20 protein-coding genes are annotated in these 19,646 nt (G+C 61.4%); 17 read left to right on the top strand and 3 right to left on the bottom strand.

Annotated features, from left to right (window positions below; translation table 11 throughout):
• Window positions 1–28 precede the first annotated feature (28 nt).
• The 8 genes from VE009_RS16555 (at window position 29) to VE009_RS16590 (ending at window position 6,484) form a co-directional block, all read left to right on the top strand.
• On the top strand, window positions 29–598 hold the full coding sequence (locus VE009_RS16555; protein WP_325009494.1) for a thioredoxin family protein: 570 nt from the start codon (window positions 29–31) through the stop codon (window positions 596–598).
• Between the two features lie 13 nt (window positions 599–611).
• Window positions 612–1,238: an MBL fold metallo-hydrolase gene (locus tag VE009_RS16560; RefSeq protein WP_325009496.1), complete on the top strand. Its 627-nt coding sequence runs from the start codon at window positions 612–614 to the stop codon at window positions 1,236–1,238.
• A gap of 14 nt (window positions 1,239–1,252) precedes the next feature.
• On the top strand, window positions 1,253–1,477 hold the full coding sequence (locus tag VE009_RS16565; protein ID WP_325009498.1) for a DUF2905 domain-containing protein: 225 nt from the start codon (window positions 1,253–1,255) through the stop codon (window positions 1,475–1,477).
• A gap of 106 nt (window positions 1,478–1,583) precedes the next feature.
• Window positions 1,584–2,738, top strand: a complete 1,155-nt coding sequence (locus VE009_RS16570) for a YhgE/Pip domain-containing protein (protein WP_325009500.1) — start codon at window positions 1,584–1,586, stop codon at window positions 2,736–2,738.
• Window positions 2,735–3,352 carry a TetR family transcriptional regulator gene (locus VE009_RS16575; RefSeq protein ID WP_325009502.1) on the top strand — a complete coding sequence of 206 codons (618 nt, stop codon included), beginning with the start codon at window positions 2,735–2,737 and terminating at the stop codon, window positions 3,350–3,352. Before VE009_RS16570 ends, VE009_RS16575 begins: the two co-directional genes overlap by 4 nt.
• Window positions 3,349–4,332, top strand: coding sequence for an NAD(P)H-quinone oxidoreductase (locus VE009_RS16580; RefSeq protein ID WP_325009504.1), 984 nt, complete (start codon window positions 3,349–3,351; stop codon window positions 4,330–4,332). The genes VE009_RS16575 and VE009_RS16580 overlap by 4 nt, the downstream gene beginning before the upstream one ends.
• 318 nt (window positions 4,333–4,650) lie before the next feature.
• Window positions 4,651–6,084, top strand: a complete 1,434-nt coding sequence (locus VE009_RS16585) for an alkaline phosphatase PhoX (RefSeq protein WP_325009506.1) — start codon at window positions 4,651–4,653, stop codon at window positions 6,082–6,084.
• A gap of 115 nt (window positions 6,085–6,199) precedes the next feature.
• Complete coding sequence (locus VE009_RS16590; protein ID WP_325009508.1) at window positions 6,200–6,484, top strand: hypothetical protein; 285 nt, start codon at window positions 6,200–6,202, stop codon at window positions 6,482–6,484.
• Window positions 6,485–6,497: 13 nt separating this feature from the next.
• Here the strand turns inward: VE009_RS16590 and VE009_RS16595 are convergent, their stop codons facing one another.
• The gene (locus VE009_RS16595; protein ID WP_325009510.1) at window positions 6,498–7,412 is read right to left on the bottom strand and encodes an AraC family transcriptional regulator; all 915 of its coding nucleotides are present in this window, start codon (window positions 7,410–7,412) and stop codon (window positions 6,498–6,500) included.
• Window positions 7,413–7,517: 105 nt separating this feature from the next.
• Between VE009_RS16595 and yicI the strand changes: the two genes are divergently transcribed.
• Complete coding sequence (gene yicI, locus VE009_RS16600; RefSeq protein WP_325009512.1) at window positions 7,518–9,782, top strand: alpha-xylosidase; 2,265 nt, start codon at window positions 7,518–7,520, stop codon at window positions 9,780–9,782.
• Window positions 9,783–9,854: 72 nt separating this feature from the next.
• Here the strand turns inward: yicI and ytvI are convergent, their stop codons facing one another.
• A complete protein-coding gene (gene ytvI, locus VE009_RS16605) occupies window positions 9,855–10,964 on the bottom strand; it encodes a sporulation integral membrane protein YtvI (RefSeq protein WP_325009513.1) in 1,110 nt (369 codons plus the stop codon).
• 168 nt (window positions 10,965–11,132) lie between these two features.
• Here ytvI and VE009_RS16610 point away from each other — a divergent pair, with 168 nt between their 5' ends.
• From VE009_RS16610 to VE009_RS16640, 7 genes are all read left to right on the top strand, one after another.
• Window positions 11,133–11,510, top strand: a complete 378-nt coding sequence (locus VE009_RS16610) for an ATPase (protein WP_325009515.1) — start codon at window positions 11,133–11,135, stop codon at window positions 11,508–11,510.
• Window positions 11,511–11,636: 126 nt separating this feature from the next.
• Window positions 11,637–11,924, top strand: a complete 288-nt coding sequence (gatC, locus tag VE009_RS16615) for an Asp-tRNA(Asn)/Glu-tRNA(Gln) amidotransferase subunit GatC (RefSeq protein WP_325009517.1) — start codon at window positions 11,637–11,639, stop codon at window positions 11,922–11,924.
• 65 nt (window positions 11,925–11,989) lie between these two features.
• Window positions 11,990–13,450 (top strand): Asp-tRNA(Asn)/Glu-tRNA(Gln) amidotransferase subunit GatA, encoded by a 1,461-nt coding sequence (gene gatA / locus VE009_RS16620; RefSeq protein WP_325009518.1) that lies wholly within the window; start codon window positions 11,990–11,992, stop codon window positions 13,448–13,450.
• A gap of 29 nt (window positions 13,451–13,479) precedes the next feature.
• Window positions 13,480–14,928 (top strand): Asp-tRNA(Asn)/Glu-tRNA(Gln) amidotransferase subunit GatB, encoded by a 1,449-nt coding sequence (gene gatB, locus VE009_RS16625; RefSeq protein ID WP_325009520.1) that lies wholly within the window; start codon window positions 13,480–13,482, stop codon window positions 14,926–14,928.
• 84 nt (window positions 14,929–15,012) lie between these two features.
• Entirely contained in the window at window positions 15,013–15,510 is a 498-nt protein-coding gene (locus tag VE009_RS16630) for a DUF6677 family protein (protein WP_325009522.1), read from the top strand.
• Between the two features lie 105 nt (window positions 15,511–15,615).
• Complete coding sequence (perR, locus tag VE009_RS16635) at window positions 15,616–16,050, top strand: peroxide-responsive transcriptional repressor PerR (protein WP_325009524.1); 435 nt, start codon at window positions 15,616–15,618, stop codon at window positions 16,048–16,050.
• Between the two features lie 126 nt (window positions 16,051–16,176).
• Complete coding sequence (locus VE009_RS16640; protein ID WP_325009526.1) at window positions 16,177–17,925, top strand: glycosyl hydrolase family 18 protein; 1,749 nt, start codon at window positions 16,177–16,179, stop codon at window positions 17,923–17,925.
• A gap of 39 nt (window positions 17,926–17,964) precedes the next feature.
• Here VE009_RS16640 and VE009_RS16645 read toward each other — a convergent pair whose 3' ends face one another.
• Window positions 17,965–18,300 carry a DUF2614 family zinc ribbon-containing protein gene (locus VE009_RS16645; RefSeq protein ID WP_325009528.1) on the bottom strand — a complete coding sequence of 112 codons (336 nt, stop codon included), beginning with the start codon at window positions 18,298–18,300 and terminating at the stop codon, window positions 17,965–17,967.
• 122 nt (window positions 18,301–18,422) lie between these two features.
• Between VE009_RS16645 and VE009_RS16650 the strand changes: the two genes are divergently transcribed.
• Window positions 18,423–19,283, top strand: a complete 861-nt coding sequence (locus tag VE009_RS16650) for a nucleotidyltransferase-like protein (RefSeq protein WP_325009530.1) — start codon at window positions 18,423–18,425, stop codon at window positions 19,281–19,283.
• Window positions 19,284–19,646 lie beyond the last annotated feature (363 nt).

The raw sequence follows: 19,646 nt of genomic DNA on the forward strand, positions 1-19,646 counted from the left end.
AATCGCGATAAATCGGAGGTTGGCGTACATGACGGCGAAATCGCTGGCGCATAAATTGGGACAGGGCTTAAGCCCGCAAGGCTTCATCGACGCAATGACGAAAAACCAAGAGGCGTTCTTGGAGTGGCAAAGCAAGTTCTCGTGGGCGAACGAAGACGACCGCGAGTTTTTCGAAAGCTTGAACAACCGGGACGACCTGCGCTGCGTCATTCTCGCGGCGGACTGGTGCGGCGACGTCGTGCGCAACATTCCGGTCGTGTTCAAGGCGCTGGAAAACAGCGGCATGCCGGTCGAAGTGCTGATCATGGAAGAAAACTTGGACGTCATGGATCAATTCCTCACGCTTGGCGGACGCTCGATTCCGGTCGTCATTTTCGCGGATACGGGCGGCTTCGTGCTCGGCACGTGGGGCCCGCGTCCGAAATACGTCCAGGAGCCGATGGTGAAGTTCAAGACGGAAAACCCGGACCGCGAGGCGCCGGATTATCAGGCGAAGCTCGACGAGACGCGGAAAGAAATCAAGGCGCGCTACGGCGAAGGCACCGAATACCAACAGCTGATCGTGAAAGAGCTCCGCGAGCTCATCTCGACGTTCTAAGGGCGGATCCGCGATGGCGATTCGTATCGAGACGTTCACGTTGGGACCGTTGCAGACGAATGCGTATTTGCTCTCCGACGACGAGAGCGGCCGCGGCATCGTCATCGATCCCGGGCAGCGTCCGGACGCGCTGCTGCGCCGCATCGAGCCGCTCGAGATCGAGGCGATCGTGCTGACGCACGCGCACTTCGACCATATCGGCGGCGTCGACGCCGTTCGCAAAGCGAAAGGCTGCCCGGTCTACCTGCACGACGCCGAGGCGGACTGGCTGACGGATCCGAAGCTGAACGGCTCGCTGAATTGGCCGGATCTCGGCGCGCCGATTCGGACGGAGCCCGCCGAGTTCGCGCTCGATGCGGGCATGTCGCTGAAACTGCTCGGCGAGACGTTCCGGGTGCTGCATACGCCGGGCCATTCTCCGGGCAGCGTCAGCTTGATTTGGGGGCAGCACGCCTTCTGCGGCGACGTGCTGTTCAAGCAGGGAGTCGGACGGACCGACCTGAGAGGCGGCAGCTCGCGCGAGCTGTACGATTCGATCCACGATCAGCTGTTCAAGCTGCCCCCGGACACGATCGTCTACCCGGGACATGGTCCGAAGACGACGATCGGGTATGAGAAGGAACACAATCCGTACGTGTAGAGGAGGGATGCGGCGTGAATCCGACGGCGAAGCTGCTCATCATTGCCGGCGTCGCGCTGATCGTGGTCGGGCTCCTGTGGCAGGTCGGGGGAAAATATTTGCAGTTTCTCGGCAAGCTCCCCGGCGATATCGCGGTGGAGCGGGAAAACGTAAGATTTTATTTTCCGATCGTCACGTGCTTGCTGATCAGCGTCGTAGGCTCGCTGCTCCTATATTTGTTTCGGATGTTTCGCGGATGAAGGCGGCGCCCGCCGCTTGACGTCCGCTCCTTTTTTGTATAGATTTAAATAAACGTTTAATTAAAAAATAAGGGTGCAAAACCCGCAGAGACAAGAGGGATATCGGATGAGTGGAGTTTGGAGAGCCTTTTTTAAGCTGCCGATGACGACGGTGGGCATCGCGACGGCGGCGCTGTTTCAGCTTATTTTTTGCGTCGTTTGGATGACGGGGTACGACGGCGTGAACGAGAACGCGGATCGATTGACGGTGGCGATCGTCAACGAGGACGGCGAGGCCGGATCGGTCGCGGCGGGCGCGCTCGGCGGGCAGCTGCCGTTCCGGATCGAACACGTCCCGACGCTCGAAGACGCGCAGAAGCGGCTCGATGAGCGGCAGGTGCAGATGGTCGTCCACATACCGAGCGGCTTCGGCGCGGCGCTGGCCGCGCCGGACGCGAAAGCCGCGCTGAATTATTACATCAACGAATCGAATCCGGCGACGATCAAGAGCATGATGACGGCCGCTTCGTCGCAAATCACTTCGGCCGTGAACGATATGGCCGCGGCGAGAGGCGTCGAAACCGCGCTCGCGCGGCTGCAGCTGCCGGAGGCGCAAGCGTCCGCGCTGGCGAAGGGCCTCGTCTCCCGAGTCGAAGGGAACGTCGTCGCTACGAATCCGGTGAACAATATGGCGAGCCAAATGGTGCCGATGATGATGGTGCTGGCGTCGTACGTCGGCTCGATGCTGCTGTCCATGAATCTGGAGCAGACGTCCATGGCGCTCTCCTCCCGGTTTACGCGCTGGCAGCGGTTCGGCGTGCGGCAGCTGATCAATGCCGGCACGGCGGTCGTCGTCGGGTTGTTCGCCGTTTCGCTCGTCACGCTGTTCGGCGGCGCTTACGCAGGCGGGTTTCTGGCGCTGTGGGGATTCGTTTCGCTCGTGCTGTTCTCTTTCATGACCTTATCGCAAATTTTCTTACTGCTGTTCGGTCCGGGCGGCATGGTGTTCAACATCGTGCTGCTGTCGGCGCAGCTCGTCTCTTCGGGGGCCATGGTGCCGCGGGAGCTGCTGCCCGACTTTTACCGGGAGCTCGGCGCGTTCCTGCCGGCCACTTACGCCGTCGAAGGGCTGATGGATTTGCTGTTCGGCGGGCCTAGCGCGGCCGGAGCTGCGGCCTCGTTGGCAGCCGCTATCGCGATTTGCCTCGCGGTCGGCGCCGGCGCGGCGGCCGTCCGCCGGGCGGCGAAGCAGCCTGCGCAAAGGTCGGTGGCTGCGGCATGACCCCTGCTGGCGAACAAGACGTGCGGAAGCGAATCCTGCTCGCGGCGAAATCGCTGTTCGCGGACAAAGGGTTCGAGGGCGCCTCGGTGCGCGAGGTGTGCGAAGCGGCGGGGGTGAACGTCGCGCTTGTGTCGTATCACTTCGGCGGCAAGGAGAAGCTGTTCCAAGCGCTCTTCGATGAATTTTTCCCGCCCGCGGCCGCGCTGGAGCCGTACCGCCCATTGCTTGACCGGCCGTACGAAGGCTTGGCCTTCATGATCGAGCAAGTGATGCGGACCCTCGTCCAGGAGCGGGACATGTCGGCGATCATCGAGCAGGAAATTTTGAAGCGGTCGCCGCGCCTTCCGTTCATCCAGGAGCGGGTGTTTCCGTTCTGGAGGTTCCTTAGGGACCTGCTGAACCGCGGGAAGGCGGAAGGCGTATTTCGGTTCCGTTCGCTCGATACGACGTTTTTCATGGTGCTTGGCGCTATACTGTTTCATAAGAGGGGATTCTACTTTGAACCGCTGATGCAGGAGGCGCCGCAGCGACCGGAAGACGTAATCGCGGATACGATCGCATTCGTCTACGGGGGGCTGGGCGCGGCGCCTCCGGAAGGAGGAAGGATCGAATGAAAGCGATCGTAGCGGAGACGTTCGGCGGGCCGGAGGCGCTCGCCGTCGTCGATCGGCCCGCGCCCGAAACGGGCGCGGGCGAGCTGCTCGTGCGCGTGCGGGCGACCGCCCTGAACCGGGCGGACGTACTGCAGCGCATGGGGAAATATCCGCCGCCGCCCGGGGTGACCGACATCCTGGGGCTGGAGATGGCGGGCGAGGTCGCGGCGGTCGGGCCCGGCGCGGAAGGCTTTCGCGCCGGGGACCGGGTGTGCGCGCTGCTGCCCGGCGGCGGCTATGCGGAGTACGCGGTTATCCCGGCCGGCATGGCGATGCGCATCCCGGACGGCATGACGTTCGAGGAGGCGGCGGCGGTGCCGGAGGCGTTCCTTACCGCGTACCTCAACTTGTGGCGGCTCGGGGGCCTTGCGCCGGGGCATCGCGTGCTCGTTCACGCCGCGGGGAGCGGCGTCGGAACGGCGGCGATTCAGCTGATCCGGGAAGCCGGGGCGGCGTCGTACGCGACCGCCGGCGCCACGGAGAAGCTGAAGGCGGCGCTCGAGCTCGGCGCGGCCGCCGCGTGGAACTACCGCGACGGCTCGTTCCGCGAATGGCTGCTTGCGCAGACGGGCGGCCGCGGCGTCGACATCGCGCTCGACTTCGTCGGCGCGCCGTACTTCGCCGATCATCTGGCGACGCTCGCGATGGACGGGCGGCTCATCGTCATCGGCCTGCTCGGCGGCGGCGCCGTGCCGGACGGCTTCTCGCTCGGCACGCTCGTCGCGAAGCGTCTGCACGTCATCGGCACGACGCTGCGTTCGCGGCCCGTCTCCGAGAAAATCTCGCTGACGCAGGATTTCGCCGCCTTCGCGCTGCCGCGGTTCGCGGACGGCCGGCTGAAGGCGGTCGTCGATTCCGTCTACGCGTTCGAGGACGCCGCCGAGGCGCATCGCCGCATGGAGTCGAACGCGAACATCGGAAAAATCGTGCTGCGGCTGTAGCCGGCAGCATTCTATCGTCATTCCGCAAGCCGCAGCTGCCGGACCGTCTCCAAGAAGAGCGGAACGGCGGCTGCGGCTTCGTCTTTGCGTTCGGAGGGAAAGGGCCGGTCGGGGTTTCCTCGGGTTGACCGGCCGCGGCGCCGGTCCTGCTTCCCTCCTCGGAAGGAAACGGCATCCGCCATAAATCCTGCGACTTTAGCACCTTTTTCCACGTTCACTATATTTTAACGTCTAGCGAACCGCGAGTTTACATTTGTTTGCTATCGTGCCTCTTAGATGCGGAGCCATCTACATTTCCCATTATAGGAGGCATCGATCATGGACAAGTTTATGAGCCGCAGGTCGTTTTTGAAGTGGGGAGGCATGAGCGCGGCGGCAATGATGCTGGGGGCGGCCGGAGCGCTGACGCTCGGCAAACCGGGGAACGCGCTCGCTTCGGCGCTAGGGGGCCCGACCTCCGGGGCGGGCGGCTACGGTCCGCTCGTGAAGGATCCAGGCGGCGTGTTGAATTTGCCGGAAGGCTTCCAGTACCGCATCATTTCGGAGCAGGGAGGCAAGCTGTCGGACGGCCGCGTCATTCCCGGCATGTTCGACGGGATGGCCGCGTTCCAGGGCCCGGGCCGCTCGACGATCCTCGTTCGCAACCACGAACAAAGCGGCAATACGAGCCACCCGGTCGAAGGGAGAAATCCGTACGATAAAACGAAAACCGGCGGCACGACGGTGCTCGTCGTGGACGCGAACCGGAAAATTGAGCGGGAGGTCGTCGCTTCGTCCGGCACGACCCGCAACTGCGCCGGCGGCGCGACGCCGTGGGGCACGTGGCTGACGTGCGAGGAAACGGGAGGCGGATACGTATTCGAAGTCGATCCGCTCGACCCGGAGAACGACTTGTCGAAGACGCCGATTCGCGAGATGGGCCGGTTCTCGCACGAAGCGACGGCGCTCGATCCGAGCACGGGCATCGTCTATTTGACGGAGGACGCGAGCCCAAGCTTCCTGTACCGCTTCCTTCCGAACGATCGCAGCCCGAAGCCGGGCGCGCTGCGGCAAGGCGGGAAGCTGCAGGCCGCGAAGATCGAGGAGATGCCGCTCCATCAAGCGAGCGCGCTGTACACCGGGCAAACTTATGAGATCCTCTGGGTGGACGTGGATCCCGAGCGGGCGAACGCCGATGCCGCAGCGAAAGGATGCATCCAGTTCAGCCGGTTGGAAGGCGCTTATTTTGCAGGAGGGGTCTTCTGGTTCGACGATACGAGCGCCGGGTTGACGAAGCTGGGCCGAGTGTACCGCTACGTCCCGGCAACGAATACGCTGGAGCTGTTTTACGAATCTTCCGCCGCGAACGATTTGGAATCGCCGGACAACATTTGCATCACGCCTTGGGGGGATCTGTGGATCGCCGAAGACGGCGGCGGCGGCGGCGGCGACCGCATCGTCGGCGTGACGCCGGAAGGCGCAACGTACGTGTTCGCCGAAAACCTGCTGAACGGCTCCGAATTGGCCGGCCCGACCTTCTCTCCGGACGGCGGCACGTTCTTCGTGAACATCCAAAGCCCCGGCATCACGTTCGCCATCTGGGGGCCGTTCGCGCGGAGGAACGCCGCCCGGCAGCGGCTCATGGGCCATGCGGCTCCGCCCGCGCCGTGGGCGCCGGCCGTGTCCGAGGGGCTGGCTGCGTTCGCCGCCCGCCACGGCATGTCCGATCTGGAAGCGGCTGCGCTCCACCGCCTCGGCGTTCCGATCCTATAACAAAGCCGAAGCCCCGGGACCGCGATGGTTCCGGGGTATTTGCTAGAAGGAGTCCGAAACGCGGCGCCGAATACAAGAGTCAAAGAACCGGCGTCGACCGGAAAGAGGAGGGAGCATGATGGAACAATCCGTCAACGAGCTGGCGTCCGCGTTCGAAAGGTTGGATCGCCGGGAACAAGACATGCTGCTGCGCAAGTTTCGGCAGCATTTCGGCAGAGAGGTAAGCATCTCTTCCGACGGCCTCCGAGACATGAACGCGGACGAAGTCGAATCGATTCGGGCGACGATCGTCGGATTGGTTCTGACGAAGGAGCAGGTCCCCGATATCGTCGGCATGTACGAGAAATTACGCGGCACGCAGCTCCCCGCTCGGGCTTCCTTCGGGCGCAAATCGCCCTAGATGACCGAGGCCGTTACTCCGCCGGCTCGCGATGGAACCCCCCGCCGCCGGCGAGACGCCGCCGAAATGCGGAGGGCGTGCATTGGAATCGCCGCTTGAACAGCCGGTTGAAGTGGTTCAAATTGTTGAACCCGACGTCCATCGCGACCGCCATAATTTTCCGCTCGTCCCGGCGAAGCAGCTCGGCGGCTTTCTGTACCCGGACCGTGTTGACGTACTCCACAGGCGTCAGCGCGGTCATTTTTTTGAAAAATCGGCAAAAATACGCCTCGCTCATCCCCGCCATCGCCGCGAGCTCGCGGAGCGGAAGCGGCCCCTCGCAGTTCGCTTCGATATGTTCGATGACCGCCTTGAGCCGGTCGATCCGCGCCGCCGTCCCTTCCGGGCCGTGCGGCTTCTCCGTCTCCCCCCGCAGCCGCAGCAGCTTCGCAAGACATAGATGCAGCAGTCCCTTCGTCGTCAGCTCCCGCATCGGCGCCTCCGCTTCGTTCGCCTCGAACAGCGCGGCCAGCATCGCGGCGATGTCGAGCGCCTCCGGCGCGCCTCCGCCGATGTACGCCGGCACGGCGAACCGGCGCAGCAAGAGCGGCTCCACGTACAGCTCGTGGATTTTGTCCCGCGCATCGCCGCTCCCGAACAGCTCCGCGCCGAACACGACCGCGCGGAACGTGACGGGCGAGCCGCCGACGACGCGGCCGGAATGCAGCTCGCCGCCGTTCACGAAAATCGCCTCGCCCGCCGTCAGCTCGTACTCCGCCGCATCGACCCGGAACGCCGCCCGCCCCTCCGTCACGAGCAAAAATTCGAGTTCGTCGTGCCAATGCAGATCGAGCAGCGGCCGGTTCGGCGGGCAGGTGATGCGATAGGTGCTGACGGGGTAATGCGGTTCGCCGTGGATGCGGTTTTCTTTGAGCGTCGCGATTTTCATGGAATCCCCCTGGTTGTCAAAATCGTTATCAAAATAGGCAAAATCGGTGCAGTTTCGGCGGAAACAAGTCAATATCATTATAAATAACGATCGGGAGGGATTCGAATGAAATTTAATGACGGATATTGGATGCTTCGCAAGGGCGTGCACATCGAGCAGCCGATCGACGTGCGGGACGTCGTCGTCGAGGAGAATCGCGTAACCGTATACACGGCGACGAAAGTCGTCCGCACGAAGGGGGATACGCTGAACGCGGCGCTGCTCAAGGCGGAGATCAGCTCGCCGATGCCGGACGTCGTGCGGGTGCGCTGGTCGCATCACGAAGGGGCGGCGGCGCGCGGGCCGGCGTTCCGGCTGAATGAATCCGCGGAATTTGCGGCGCGCATCGAGCGGACGAGCGACGGCGTGACGTTCGAGAGCGGGGGGATCGCCGCGGTCATTCGCACGAAGCCGAAATGGGGGCTCGAGTTCCGCCGCGGCGGCAAGCGGATCACAGGCTCCGCGGAGCGCGGCGCCGGCTACGTCCAAGACAACGGCAAGCCGTATTTCCGCGAAATGCTCGACCTCGGCGTCGGCGAACAAATTTACGGGCTCGGGGAGCGGTTCACGAACTTCGTCAAAAACGGCCAATCGGTCGACATTTGGAACGAAGACGGCGGCACGAGCAGCGAGCAGGCGTACAAGAACGTGCCGTTTTATTTGTCTAGCGCGGGCTACGGCGTATTCGTGAACCATCCGGAGCGGGTGTCGTTCGAGGTCGGCTCCGAGGTCGTCTCGAAGGTCGGCTTCAGCGTCCCTGGCGAATCGCTGGAGTATTTCATCATCGGCGGCGACACGCTGAAAGATGTACTTGATAACTACACGAAGCTGACGGGCCGCCCGGCGCTGCCGCCGGCGTGGTCGTTCGGCCTGTGGCTGACGACGTCGTTCACGACCGATTACGACGAAGCGACGGTCAATTCGTTCATCGAAGGGATGGCGGCGCGGAACATCCCGCTGCATGTGTTCCATTTCGACTGCTTCTGGATGAAGGAGTACCAGTGGTGCGACTTCGAGTGGGATCCGGCGATGTTCCCGGACCCGGCGGGCATGCTGCGGCGGCTGAAGGATCGGGGGCTGCGCATCTGCGTCTGGATCAACTCGTACATCGCGCAGAAGTCGCCGCTGTTCCAGGAAGGCAAGGAGAAGGGCTACTTGGTGAAAACGAAGGACGGCGGCGTTTGGCAGTGGGACATGTGGCAGGCCGGCATGGGGCTCGTCGACTTTACGAATCCGGAGGCGGTCCGCTGGTACCAAGGGCATCTGAAGCGGCTGCTCGACATGGGCGTCGATTGCTTCAAGACCGACTTCGGAGAGCGCATTCCGACGGACGTCGTCTACTACGACGGCTCCGACCCGATGAAGATGCACAACTACTACACCCAACTGTACAACCAAGCGGTGTTCGAGGTGCTCGAAGCGCATCGCGGGAAGGGCGAAGCGATGCTGTTCGCGCGCTCCGCGACCGCCGGCGGCCAAATGTTCCCGGTCCACTGGGGCGGCGATTGCTCCGCAACCTACGATTCGATGGCGGAGTCGCTGCGCGGCGGCCTGTCGCTCGGCCTCTCCGGCTTCGGCTTCTGGAGCCACGACATCAGCGGCTTCGAGCATACGGCGCCGCCGGATATCTATAAGCGCTGGGTCGCGTTCGGGCTGCTCTCGTCGCACAGCCGGCTGCACGGCAGCAGCTCGTACCGGGTGCCGTGGCTGTTCGACGAGGAAGCGGTCGACGTGCTGCGCTATTTCACGGAGCTCAAGTGCAAGCTGATGCCGCAACTGTTCGCCTACGCGGTGGAAGCGAGAGACAGAGGGCTGCCGATGATGCGGGCGATGGTGCTCGAGTTTCCGGAGGATCCGACGTGCCATTATCTCGACCGGCAGTACATGCTCGGCGACCGGCTGCTCGTCGCGCCGATTTTCAACGAGGACGGCATCGCCCGGTACTACGTGCCGAAGGGCCGCTGGACGAACTGGATGACGGGCGAAGTCGTCGAAGGCGGCGCATGGCGCGAGGAGAAGCACGGCTACCTGTCGCTGCCGCTGCTCGTCCGGCCGAACTCGATTGTAGCCGTCGGCGCGAACGATCAGCGCCCGGATTACGACTACGCCGACAACGTCGTCTTCCGCGTGTTCGAGCTGGAGGACGGAGCCGAGGCGTCCGCGGTCGTGTACGATTTGCGCGGCGAACCGGCCGTACGGGCGAAGGCGGCGCGGCGCGGGAACGTCGTGCGCGTCGAAACGGAAGGCGCGTCGAAGCCGTGGCGCGTCGAGCTGGGCGGCCGGACGTACGCGCCGTCGGCCGGCGAATACGCGATCGAGATTACGCTGTAGGCTGCAAAAGAAAAGGGCTGCCATCGCGCCGAACGGGTGTCCGTTCGGCGCGTCTGGCAGCCCTTTCGTCGATTACGATTTGATTTCCGTCTCCGTCCGCTCGTACTCTTCGGCCGGCATGCGGATCCATTTTTTCAGGTATCCTTGTTCGTACAGCGCCTTAAGCAAAATGATCAAGATCGGCGACAAAATGAGGCCCGCGACGCCGAACAGCGACAGCGACACGATCATGGCGGATAAGACGGTGAACGCCGATACGCCGAGGGAGTCGCCCGTAATTTTCGGCTCCATGATTTGCCGGAACGCGAGCACGACCGCGAGCAGCACCGTGAGGCCGACGCCGAGGAACGTGTCGCCGACGATGAAGCAGTAGACGATCCACGGCACGAAGATGGCGGACACGCCGAGCAGCGGCAGGATGTCGAACAGCGCGGCGAGCAGCGCGAGGGACAGCGCATTCTCCACCTGCAGGATTAGCAGGCCGGCGAGCACGATCGCGAACGTAAAGCCGATCAGCTTCAGCTGCGCCTTGACGTACGTCATGAGCCCGAGCAATACGTTGTCGCGCAGGAAGGCGAACGCCTTCTTGAACGTTTTCGGCGTTTTCGTCTCGGCGACGCGGCGCCACACCGGAATTTCGATGCTGAGGAAGTAGGCGAGCACGATCGCAATCGTGAAATTCACTAAAAACGCGGAGAACGACGTCAACATCGCGACGAAACCGGCGAGCAGCCCGCCCGCGAAGCCCGTCGCCCAATCGGCGACTCCGCTCAGACCTTTCTGAATTTGTTCGACCGCTCCCTCCGGCAGCGCGCGGTATTGGTCTTCCGCGTAGCGGACGCCCTGGAGAATGTGCTCCTGCAGCAGCGCGGAGTTGTGCCTGATGGCGTCGGCGAGCCCGATCGCCTGCGTCGCGACGATGGCGCCGAAGCCGACGAAGACGAGCAGGACGATCAAGATCAGCGCGGCGATCGCGAGCGCCGCCGCGATCGTCTTCGGCAGGCCGCGGCGGTGCAGAAACCTTGCCATCGGCTCCATCAAGTAGAAGATGACGAAGGCGAGCAAAATGGGAGACGCGATTCGGTAGACAAAGCTGAACGCGTACATGAGCAGATAGACGGTCAACGCGATCAACGCGATATCGAACGCCGTCCGCCAGTATTTCCGATAAAAGTTTTGCAAAAGAGTCCGCTCCTTCGGATACGAATCAACGGCGGATGTGTGCCGCGATAGCTATATCATAACCGATCCTCGGCGGCGTAGACACCCGCTTCATTTTTTAGTAGGATAGAGGCATAATATAAGTTTAAGGGCTGTAGTGTTCTCATAATCTGAAAGGGGGGTAACGCGATGCTGCGACTCGGGCAAAAGGTGATCCTCACGGGCGACAAATTCGAGCAAGGGTTGCCGATTGGGGAGCATGGCTTCATTATTGCGTACGACCGAAACCCCGACAATGCGTTCGACTATGTCGTACGCGTTCCGACGATGAACAAGCACGTGTTCGTCCCGAAGGACGACGTCGAACTGGAAGAGACGCTGATCCAACGCGAGGCGGAGCGCATCGAGAAAGAAGCGCTCATCGACTTCGCGCTCGCGACTCGCAACGAAGCGTTGTTCAAGCGGTTGATGAACGGCGACGACGCCGAAGCGGCGCAGGAGAAACCGAAGGATCCGCAGAACGCATCGGATTTCGTCAAGCAAGTCAATTTGCGGGCTTGGATTTAGGCATATACGACCGATCCCCTTCGCGCGGCGCCTCGCGGCCCGCGGCGCGGGGGATTTTTTTTGCGCGTCGGGATTTTTTTAATATATAATGAGAGAACTTGAACTAAGGAATCGGAGGGCTTTACAGTGGGCGTTACGTTGAAGGACGTGGAGCATGTCGCGAAGCTGGCCAGATTGGCGCTGACCGACGAAGAGAAAGAGACGTTTACGGAGCAGTTGAACGCCATTTTGAAATACGCGGAGAAGCTGAACGAGCTCGACACGGACGGCGTGGAGCCGACCAGCCACGTGCTGCCGATCAAGAACGTGCTGCGCGAAGACGTCGCAAGACCGTCGTGGCCGCTCGAGGAGACGCTGTCGAACGCGCCGGAGGAAGAAGACGGGCAGTACCGCGTCCCGGCCGTATTGGAATAGGAATCGATCCGCTCGATCCGCTCGATCCGCTCGACGATTATATATGAAGGAAAGGATTGTTGGCGTTGTCTTTATTCGATTCGAAACTTCGGGAAATTCAAGACCGTTTGCATAAAAAAGAGCTATCCGTCAGTGATCTCGTCGACGCCAGCTTTCGCCGCATCGGCGAAGTCGACGACAAAGTGAAGGCGTTCCTGACGCTGGACGAGGAAGGCGCGCGCGCGAAGGCGGCGGCGCTCGACGCGGCGATCGGCGACGGCGGCCCCAAAGGGCTCCTCTTCGGCCTGCCGGCCGGTATCAAGGACAATATCGTAACCAAAGGGCTCCGCACGACGTGCGCGAGCAAGTTCCTCGACAATTTCAGTCCGGTACATAACGCGACCGTCATGGACAAGCTGAACGACGCCCAATCGGTGACGATCGGCAAGCTGAACATGGACGAGTTCGCGATGGGCGGCTCGAACGAACGCTCCGCGTATTATCCGACCCGCAATCCTTGGAACCTGGATTACGTCCCGGGCGGCTCGAGCGGCGGTTCGGCCGCGGCGGTCGCGGCGGGCGAGGTGTTCTTCTCGCTCGGCTCCGACACGGGCGGCTCCATCCGCCAGCCGGCCGCGTACTGCGGCGTCGTCGGCCTCAAACCGACGTACGGCCTCGTCTCGCGCTTCGGCCTCGTCGCGTTCGCCTCGTCGCTCGACCAGATCGGGCCGGTGACGCGCACCGTCGAAGACGCGGCTTACGTGCTGCAGGCGATCGCGGGGCATGACCCGCTCGATTCGACGTCGGCCGACGTCGACATCCCGGATTATTTGAGCGCGCTCACCGGCGACGTTCGCGGGCTGCGCATCGCCGTGCCGAAGGAATATTTCGGCGAAGGCATCGATCCAGCCGTCAAGGACGCGGTGCTCACCGCGCTGAAGGTGCTGGAGGGACAAGGCGCCGTATGGGAAGAAGTGTCGATGCCGCATAACGAATACGCGGTCGCGACGTATTATTTGCTCGCGTCCTCCGAGGCGTCCTCGAACTTGGCGCGCTTCGACGGCGTCCGCTACGGCGTTCGTTCGGCGTCCGCCGAATCGCTGCTGGACGTGTTCGTCAAGTCGCGCAGCGAAGGCTTCGGCGACGAAGTGAAGCGCCGCATCATGCTCGGCACGTACGCGCTCAGCTCGGGCTATTACGACGCTTATTATTTGAAGGCGCAGAAAGTGCGCACGCTGATCAAACGCGACTTCGAGAACGTCTTCGAGAAATTCGACCTCATTCTCGGTCCGACGGCGCCGACGCCGGCGTTCCGTCTCGGCACGCAGGTCGACGATCCGCTGACGATGTATTTGAATGATATTTTCTCCATCCCCGTCAACTTGGCCGGCGTGCCGGCGATTTCCGTGCCGTGCGGCGCGAACGCGGAGGGATTGCCGATCGGGCTGCAGCTCATCGGGAAGCCCTTCGACGAGTCGACCGTGCTGCGCGCGGCGCACGCGTACGAGCAGGCGACGGACCATCACAAACAACGGCCGAATCTATAACGACGGCGCGGAAGGAGGATCATCACGACATGACGCAAGCGACCCAAAAGAAATACGAAACGGTCATCGGCCTGGAAGTACACGTAGAGCTGCACACGAATTCGAAAATTTTCTGCGGCTGCTCGACCTCGTTCGGCGCTCCGCCGAACGCGAACACGTGCCCGATCTGCCTCGGGCATCCGGGCGTGCTGCCGGTATTGAACAAGCGCGCCGTCGAGTACGCGATCAAAGCGGCGATGGCTTTAAATTGCGAAATCGCGACGGAAAGCAAGTTCGACCGGAAAAATTACTTCTATCCGGACTCCCCGAAGGCGTACCAAATTTCGCAGTACGACCAGCCGATCGGCAAGAACGGCTGGATCGACATCGAAGTGGACGGCAAGACGAAGCGGATCGGCGTCACGCGCCTGCACCTCGAAGAGGACGCGGGCAAGCTGACGCACCTTCCGGCCGGCGTCGGCTCCTTGGTCGACTTCAATCGGGTCGGCACGCCGCTCATCGAAATCGTCTCCGAGCCGGACATCCGCAGCCCGGAAGAGGCGCGTGCCTATCTCGAAAAATTGAAGGCGATCATGCAATATTGCGAAGTGTCCGACGTAAAGATGGAAGAGGGCTCGCTCCGCTGCGACGCCAACATTTCGATTCGTCCGTGGGGCCAGGAGAAATTCGGCACCCGCGCGGAGCTGAAAAACATGAACTCGTTCCGCGGCGTCCAGCGAGGGCTGGAATACGAGGAAATCCGCCAGGCGGAAATTCTCGACGCGGGCGGAGAAGTCGTGCAGGAGACGCGCCGCTGGGACGAAGCCCAAGGCAAGACGCTGTCGATGCGCGGCAAGGAAGAAGCGCATGACTATCGCTACTTCCCGGATCCGGATCTCGTCAAGCTGCACATCAGCGACGAATGGAAGGCCGAGATCCGCGCGACGATTCCGGAGCTGCCGGACGCGAAGAAAGCGCGCTACGCCGAAGCGTACGGGCTGTCCTCGTACGACGCGGAGGTCATTACGTCGTCGCTGCCGCTCGCGCGCTTCTTCGAGGAGAGCCTCGAATATACGAAGGACGCGAAGGCGGTCGCGAACTGGATAATGGGCGACCTGCTCGGGTATCTGAACGCGAACAACTTGGAGCTGCAGGACGTTAAGGCCAGCGGCAAAGGACTCGGCGAAATGATCGGTCTCATCGAGAACGGCACCATTTCGACGAAAATCGCGAAGACGGTGTTCAAAACGATGCTCGAAACCGGCAAGCCGCCGAAGACGATCGTCGAGGAGCAAGGTCTCGTGCAGATCAGCGACGAAGGCGAAATCAAAGCCGTCGTCGACCGAATCGTCGAGGCGAACCCGCAGTCCGTGGCGGACTTCAAAGCGGGCAAAGAGAAGGCCGTCGGCTTCTTGGTCGGCCAAGTGATGAGAGAGACGAAGGGCAAAGCGAACCCGGGTCTCGTCAACAAGCTGATTTTGGATCGGTTGAAGCAATAATCTCGGAGAGCCGAGCGGAGCGGGGAAGTCGACCGGTCTTCGCTCGGTTTTTCGCGATAGAGGACAGGCGGAAGGGGGACGGTGATGAACGCGCCGACCAAGAGCAAGCGGGCAGCAGGGCTGTTGTCGTTCCTGTTTCCCGGGCTCGGCCATCTCTATGCGGGCGCTATGCAGCGGGGGCTTTTCTTCATGCTGCTGTTTATCGGCAACATTTTCGGCGTCGTTCTCGTCTCTATTCATGGAGTCGTGCCGTTGATCGTACTGCTGTCGGTGCTGCTGCCCGTCGTATATTTTTATGCGCTGTTCGATGCGCTGCACGCGATCGAGCGGGCGAAAGCCGCGCCGGAGCGGCGATTCGAGCCGTCGGGCGCAGCGGGGACGCTCCCGTCCGAGACGGGCAAGCCGAACCTTGGCAGCGCGGTGCCGATCGCGATCGGCGGTCTCGTCGTCTTCGCGATTCTGTCGTCCGACGGGTCCGACTGGACGGATCGTTTCGTGGAAATCGATCTGTCTTTGATCGTTGCGGCGGCGTTCATCACGACGGGCGTCGTCATGCTGATGACAGGAACCGGAAGAAAATAACGGCATCTTCCGGACCCGCGTTGACAAAAAGACCGAGTCCAACGTAAAATATATTAAGGTTTTTTAGAATGACTTTAATCTAGGAAAGAGGATGGGGGGAAGCGCATGGCAATGGAGCTTGATATGGCGTTGGAGAAGTTGAAGTCGACCGGGGTACGCATGACGCCTCAGCGGTACGCCATTTTATCTTTCCTGTTACAATCGATGACCCATCCGACGGCGGACGAAATTTACCGGGCGCTAGCGGATCGCTTTCCGAGCATGAGCGTTGCGACCGTTTACAATAACCTGAAAGTATTTATCGAAGCCGGCCTCGTTCGCGAATTGACGTACGGGGACGATTCCAGCCGCTTCGACGCCGATATGTCGGATCATTATCATTGTATTTGCGAGCGCTGCGGCAAGATCGCCGATTTCGAATATCCGCCGTTGACGGACATCGAAGTCGCCGCCGCCAAGCATACGGGATTTCATGTGCAAGGCCACCGAATGGAAGTGTACGGCATCTGTCCCGAATGCGCGAAGGCCGCCGCGCACTGATCGAAACGCATAGGAGTACCAAGCATAGGCGTGCCGCATTCCCGAGCCCGGGGTTCGGCGCGCCTTTCGTTTTCATCCCGGAATTTTTTGACTTTCAATATGAGAATCCGCTAGGAGGTGGGCCTTTTGCTAAGAGCGACCGTACCGCCCCCGAGACGGAGGCGCCGCGGCCGAGGCTGGATAACATTCTTATGGCTGACGGCGCTTATCGCATTGCTGGCGTCGGCCGCGGTGTACGGCGTACGGAATTATGTACCGTCCGACACCCGTATCATTCCCGATTACGGCACGGAACAACCGGTGTTCTACGGAGGAGTTTTGCTGGAAGGACGAGCGATCGGCTCGGGCGAAGCGATGAAGCTTCCGCTGCCGCTGCTCGCCGAACTTGTAGATCCAAGCATCGCTTTCGAGGAATCATCCCAATCCGTCATAATGACGACGAACGGCCGCGTCGTCCGCCTCGTCAGCGACCAACTGACGGCCTGGGCGAACGATAAGCCGTTCCAGCTTCGTTTCCCTGCGGAGCGGCTCGACGACGTCGTCTACGTGCCGATTGCGCCGCTCGCCGACTTGTACGGCCTTCAGGTCGTCGAAGCGCCGGATACCGGCATCGTAACGCTTCGCTTGCCCGGAGACGTCCTGACGTACGCCGCGCTGCCGGAGGCGGCGGACGAATCGGAGGCCGCGCCCGCGGCCGTGCGCGAGAAGCCGTCGATCAAAGCCGGCATCATGGACGAGCTGCGGACCGGCGAGCGTGCCGTCGTATGGGGCGAGGAATCCGGCTGGTACCGGATCCAAACGGACCGAGGGCATGTCGGCTACGTGGACAAGCGCCTAGTCGTCTGGTCCGGCGCCGAGACGGTCGTCGACGCCAGCGTGCCGGCGCCCGCGCCGCACGTTCCGGAGCGGCCGATCGGCGAGAAAATCGTGCTCACCTGGGAGCAGGTGTACGCGAAGGCGCCGGATCCGTCGACGTTCGACCCGATGCCGGGCTTGAACGTCGTATCGCCGACGTGGTTCCACCTGCTCGACGAAGAGGGCTCGCTGGAAAATCGAGCCGACCGAAACTACGTCCGCTGGGCGCACGAGCGCGGCTACCAGGTGTGGGCGCTCTTCAGCAACAGCTTCGACCCCGACATGACGTCCGAGGCGCTCTCGACGTACGACCGCCGCATGACCATGGCGCGGCAGCTCGTCGCATGGGCGCAGCTGTATGAGCTCGACGGGATCAACGTCGACTTCGAGAACGTGTACGTGAAGGACGGACCGAAGTTGACGCAATTTATGCGCGAGCTGACTCCGCTGCTGCATGAAGCCGGACTGACCGTCTCTATCGACGTCACGTTCCCCGGCGGCAGCGACACGTGGTCGAAATTCCTGGACCGCAAGGCGCTCGGCGGCATCGTCGATTATATGATGGTGATGGCGTACGACGAGCATTGGGCGTCCAGTCCCGTCGCCGGCTCGGTCGCCTCGCTTCCGTGGGTGGAAGCGGGCGTGCGCAGCATCATCGAGCAGCACGGCGTGCCGGCGGAGAAACTCGTGCTCGGCATTCCGTTCTACGCTAGACAGTGGACGGAGACGACCGAAAACGGGAAAACGAAGGTGACGTCCAAGGCGCTTGGCATGGACACAGTCGCCGAGCTGATCCGCAGCAAGGGGCTTACGCCGAAGCTCGATGCCGCGACAGGGCAAAATTATGTAGAGTACAAGGAAGACGGAGCCGTCCGCAAAATATGGCTCGAGGACGAAACGTCCGTACGAGCGCGCGCCGCCTTGGTTCGAGAGCTGGGCCTCGCCGGCGTCGCTTCGTGGAGCCGCAATTTCGCGAGCGCGGACATTTGGGAAACGCTGCGCAGCGCATTATACGAATAGCAAAAAGGCGGCCCTCTGGGCCGCCTTTCGTTTAGTGTCTTACTGCGGGTCGCGCGCTTGCGCCGGATCGAGCGTCAAAATCGTGTTGCAGTACATGCAGCGGTCCGTTTTGCCGAGCATTTTCGTCATTTGGCCGCATTCGGGGCACTCCAGCTGCACCGCGCTCGTCGACAGCATGCCGGCCCAGAAGTAAATCGCCATGCTGCCCAGCATCGTCAGCAGGCCGAGCACCAAGCCGATGCCGGTAATGATGCCGGAACCCGGAAATTTAAAGACGATCGCCGCCGTACCCGCGATCATAAAGCCCATGCCCGCCAGCATGAGCACCAATCCCCATAAGCGAAACTCGTTGACCTTGCTTGATTTCCAACGCATCCGATCGACTCCTCTTTATTATAAAAATGCTGACGGCCCAGCAGGAAACCGAGCGCAGCCGTAGAATACATGTTCTATATCCACATCTGCGGATCGTACACAATAATGGGGGAACGTGAGTTATGATCAAATCGATAGTCGAGCGGTTTTACATGCATAGGCCGGATATCATCGGCGCCGCGTTCATCGAGAAGCCGATGCAATTTTCCGCGCTGATCGACGGATTCGACGCGTTGATCATTGTGGTCACCGACGGCGATCGGCGGCTCAGCTACACCCATCATTATAGTAAAGACCAAACGTACATACAAGAAAGATGGTACGACCGGACGACGTTGGAGGCGCTGCTCGGCCCGGGAGGCAACCGCGACGTGCAGCAGTGGCTAATGACAGGGGAAATCGTGTTGGATCGAGAAGGATTTTTGCAAGAGAAAAGGGAGATGCTGCTCTCCGTGGCGCCGGATAAGCGCGAGCAGCGATTGTTCAAGGAGTTCGCGCTGTTCCTCCGACATTTTCTGCTTAGCCGGAATTTCTTGGAGGAAGGCGAAGTGCTCGACGCGCACAGCCATATTCTGCAGGCGGTCCACCATTGGGCGAAAATATCGGTCATCGAAAGCGGCGTCGTTCCGGAGTTGACCGTATGGAAGCAGGTCCGCAAAGCGAATCCGGGCATCTTCAAGCTGTACGAAGAACTGACGATGAGCAACGAGACGCTGGAGCAGCGCATCCGGCTCGCGCACCTCGCTTGCGATTTTTCGGTCATGTCCAAGTTGAAGGACTGCTGTCAGCCGCTGCTGCGCATTTTATCGAGCCGGTCGGAGCCGTGGAGCGCGACCGAGCTGGAGAACCATCCGGACCTGCGCACGATGCAGACGGAATTGCACCTGCTCTTGAAGAAACTCGTGCGCCGCAAATTGATCCAAGAGGTGTTTGTCGCGAGCGACGCGAACCTCGATATGTTGGAGATGCGGTATATCAGTTAACATACGGAAACCGAGAAGGGATTTGCCTACAGCAAATCCCTTGACTTTTGGTTTATTGATGTGGTAAATTATCTCCTGCACCTCAAAAAAGGGTCGCGCGGTTCGCCGGCGACGCCGAGAGCAGCGAAGAAAGAAAAAAATTCTTGTTGCAATCGGGCCCAGAAGTGTGATAGTATATAAAAGTCGCCGCTAAAACGACGACAAAATGAAAGAAAAGCTTGTTCCTTGAAAACTGAACAACGAGCGCATACGCGCTGTGAGCAATCACAGCAAAGTTTTAAAGCTAGCTTGTAATGAGCATAGACGAACTACCCTTTTTGGAGAGTTTGATCCTGGCTCAGGACGAACGCTGGCGGCGTGCCT

Source organism: Paenibacillus sp., assembly GCF_035645195.1.
Taxonomy (GTDB): domain Bacteria; phylum Bacillota; class Bacilli; order Paenibacillales; family YIM-B00363; genus Paenibacillus_AE.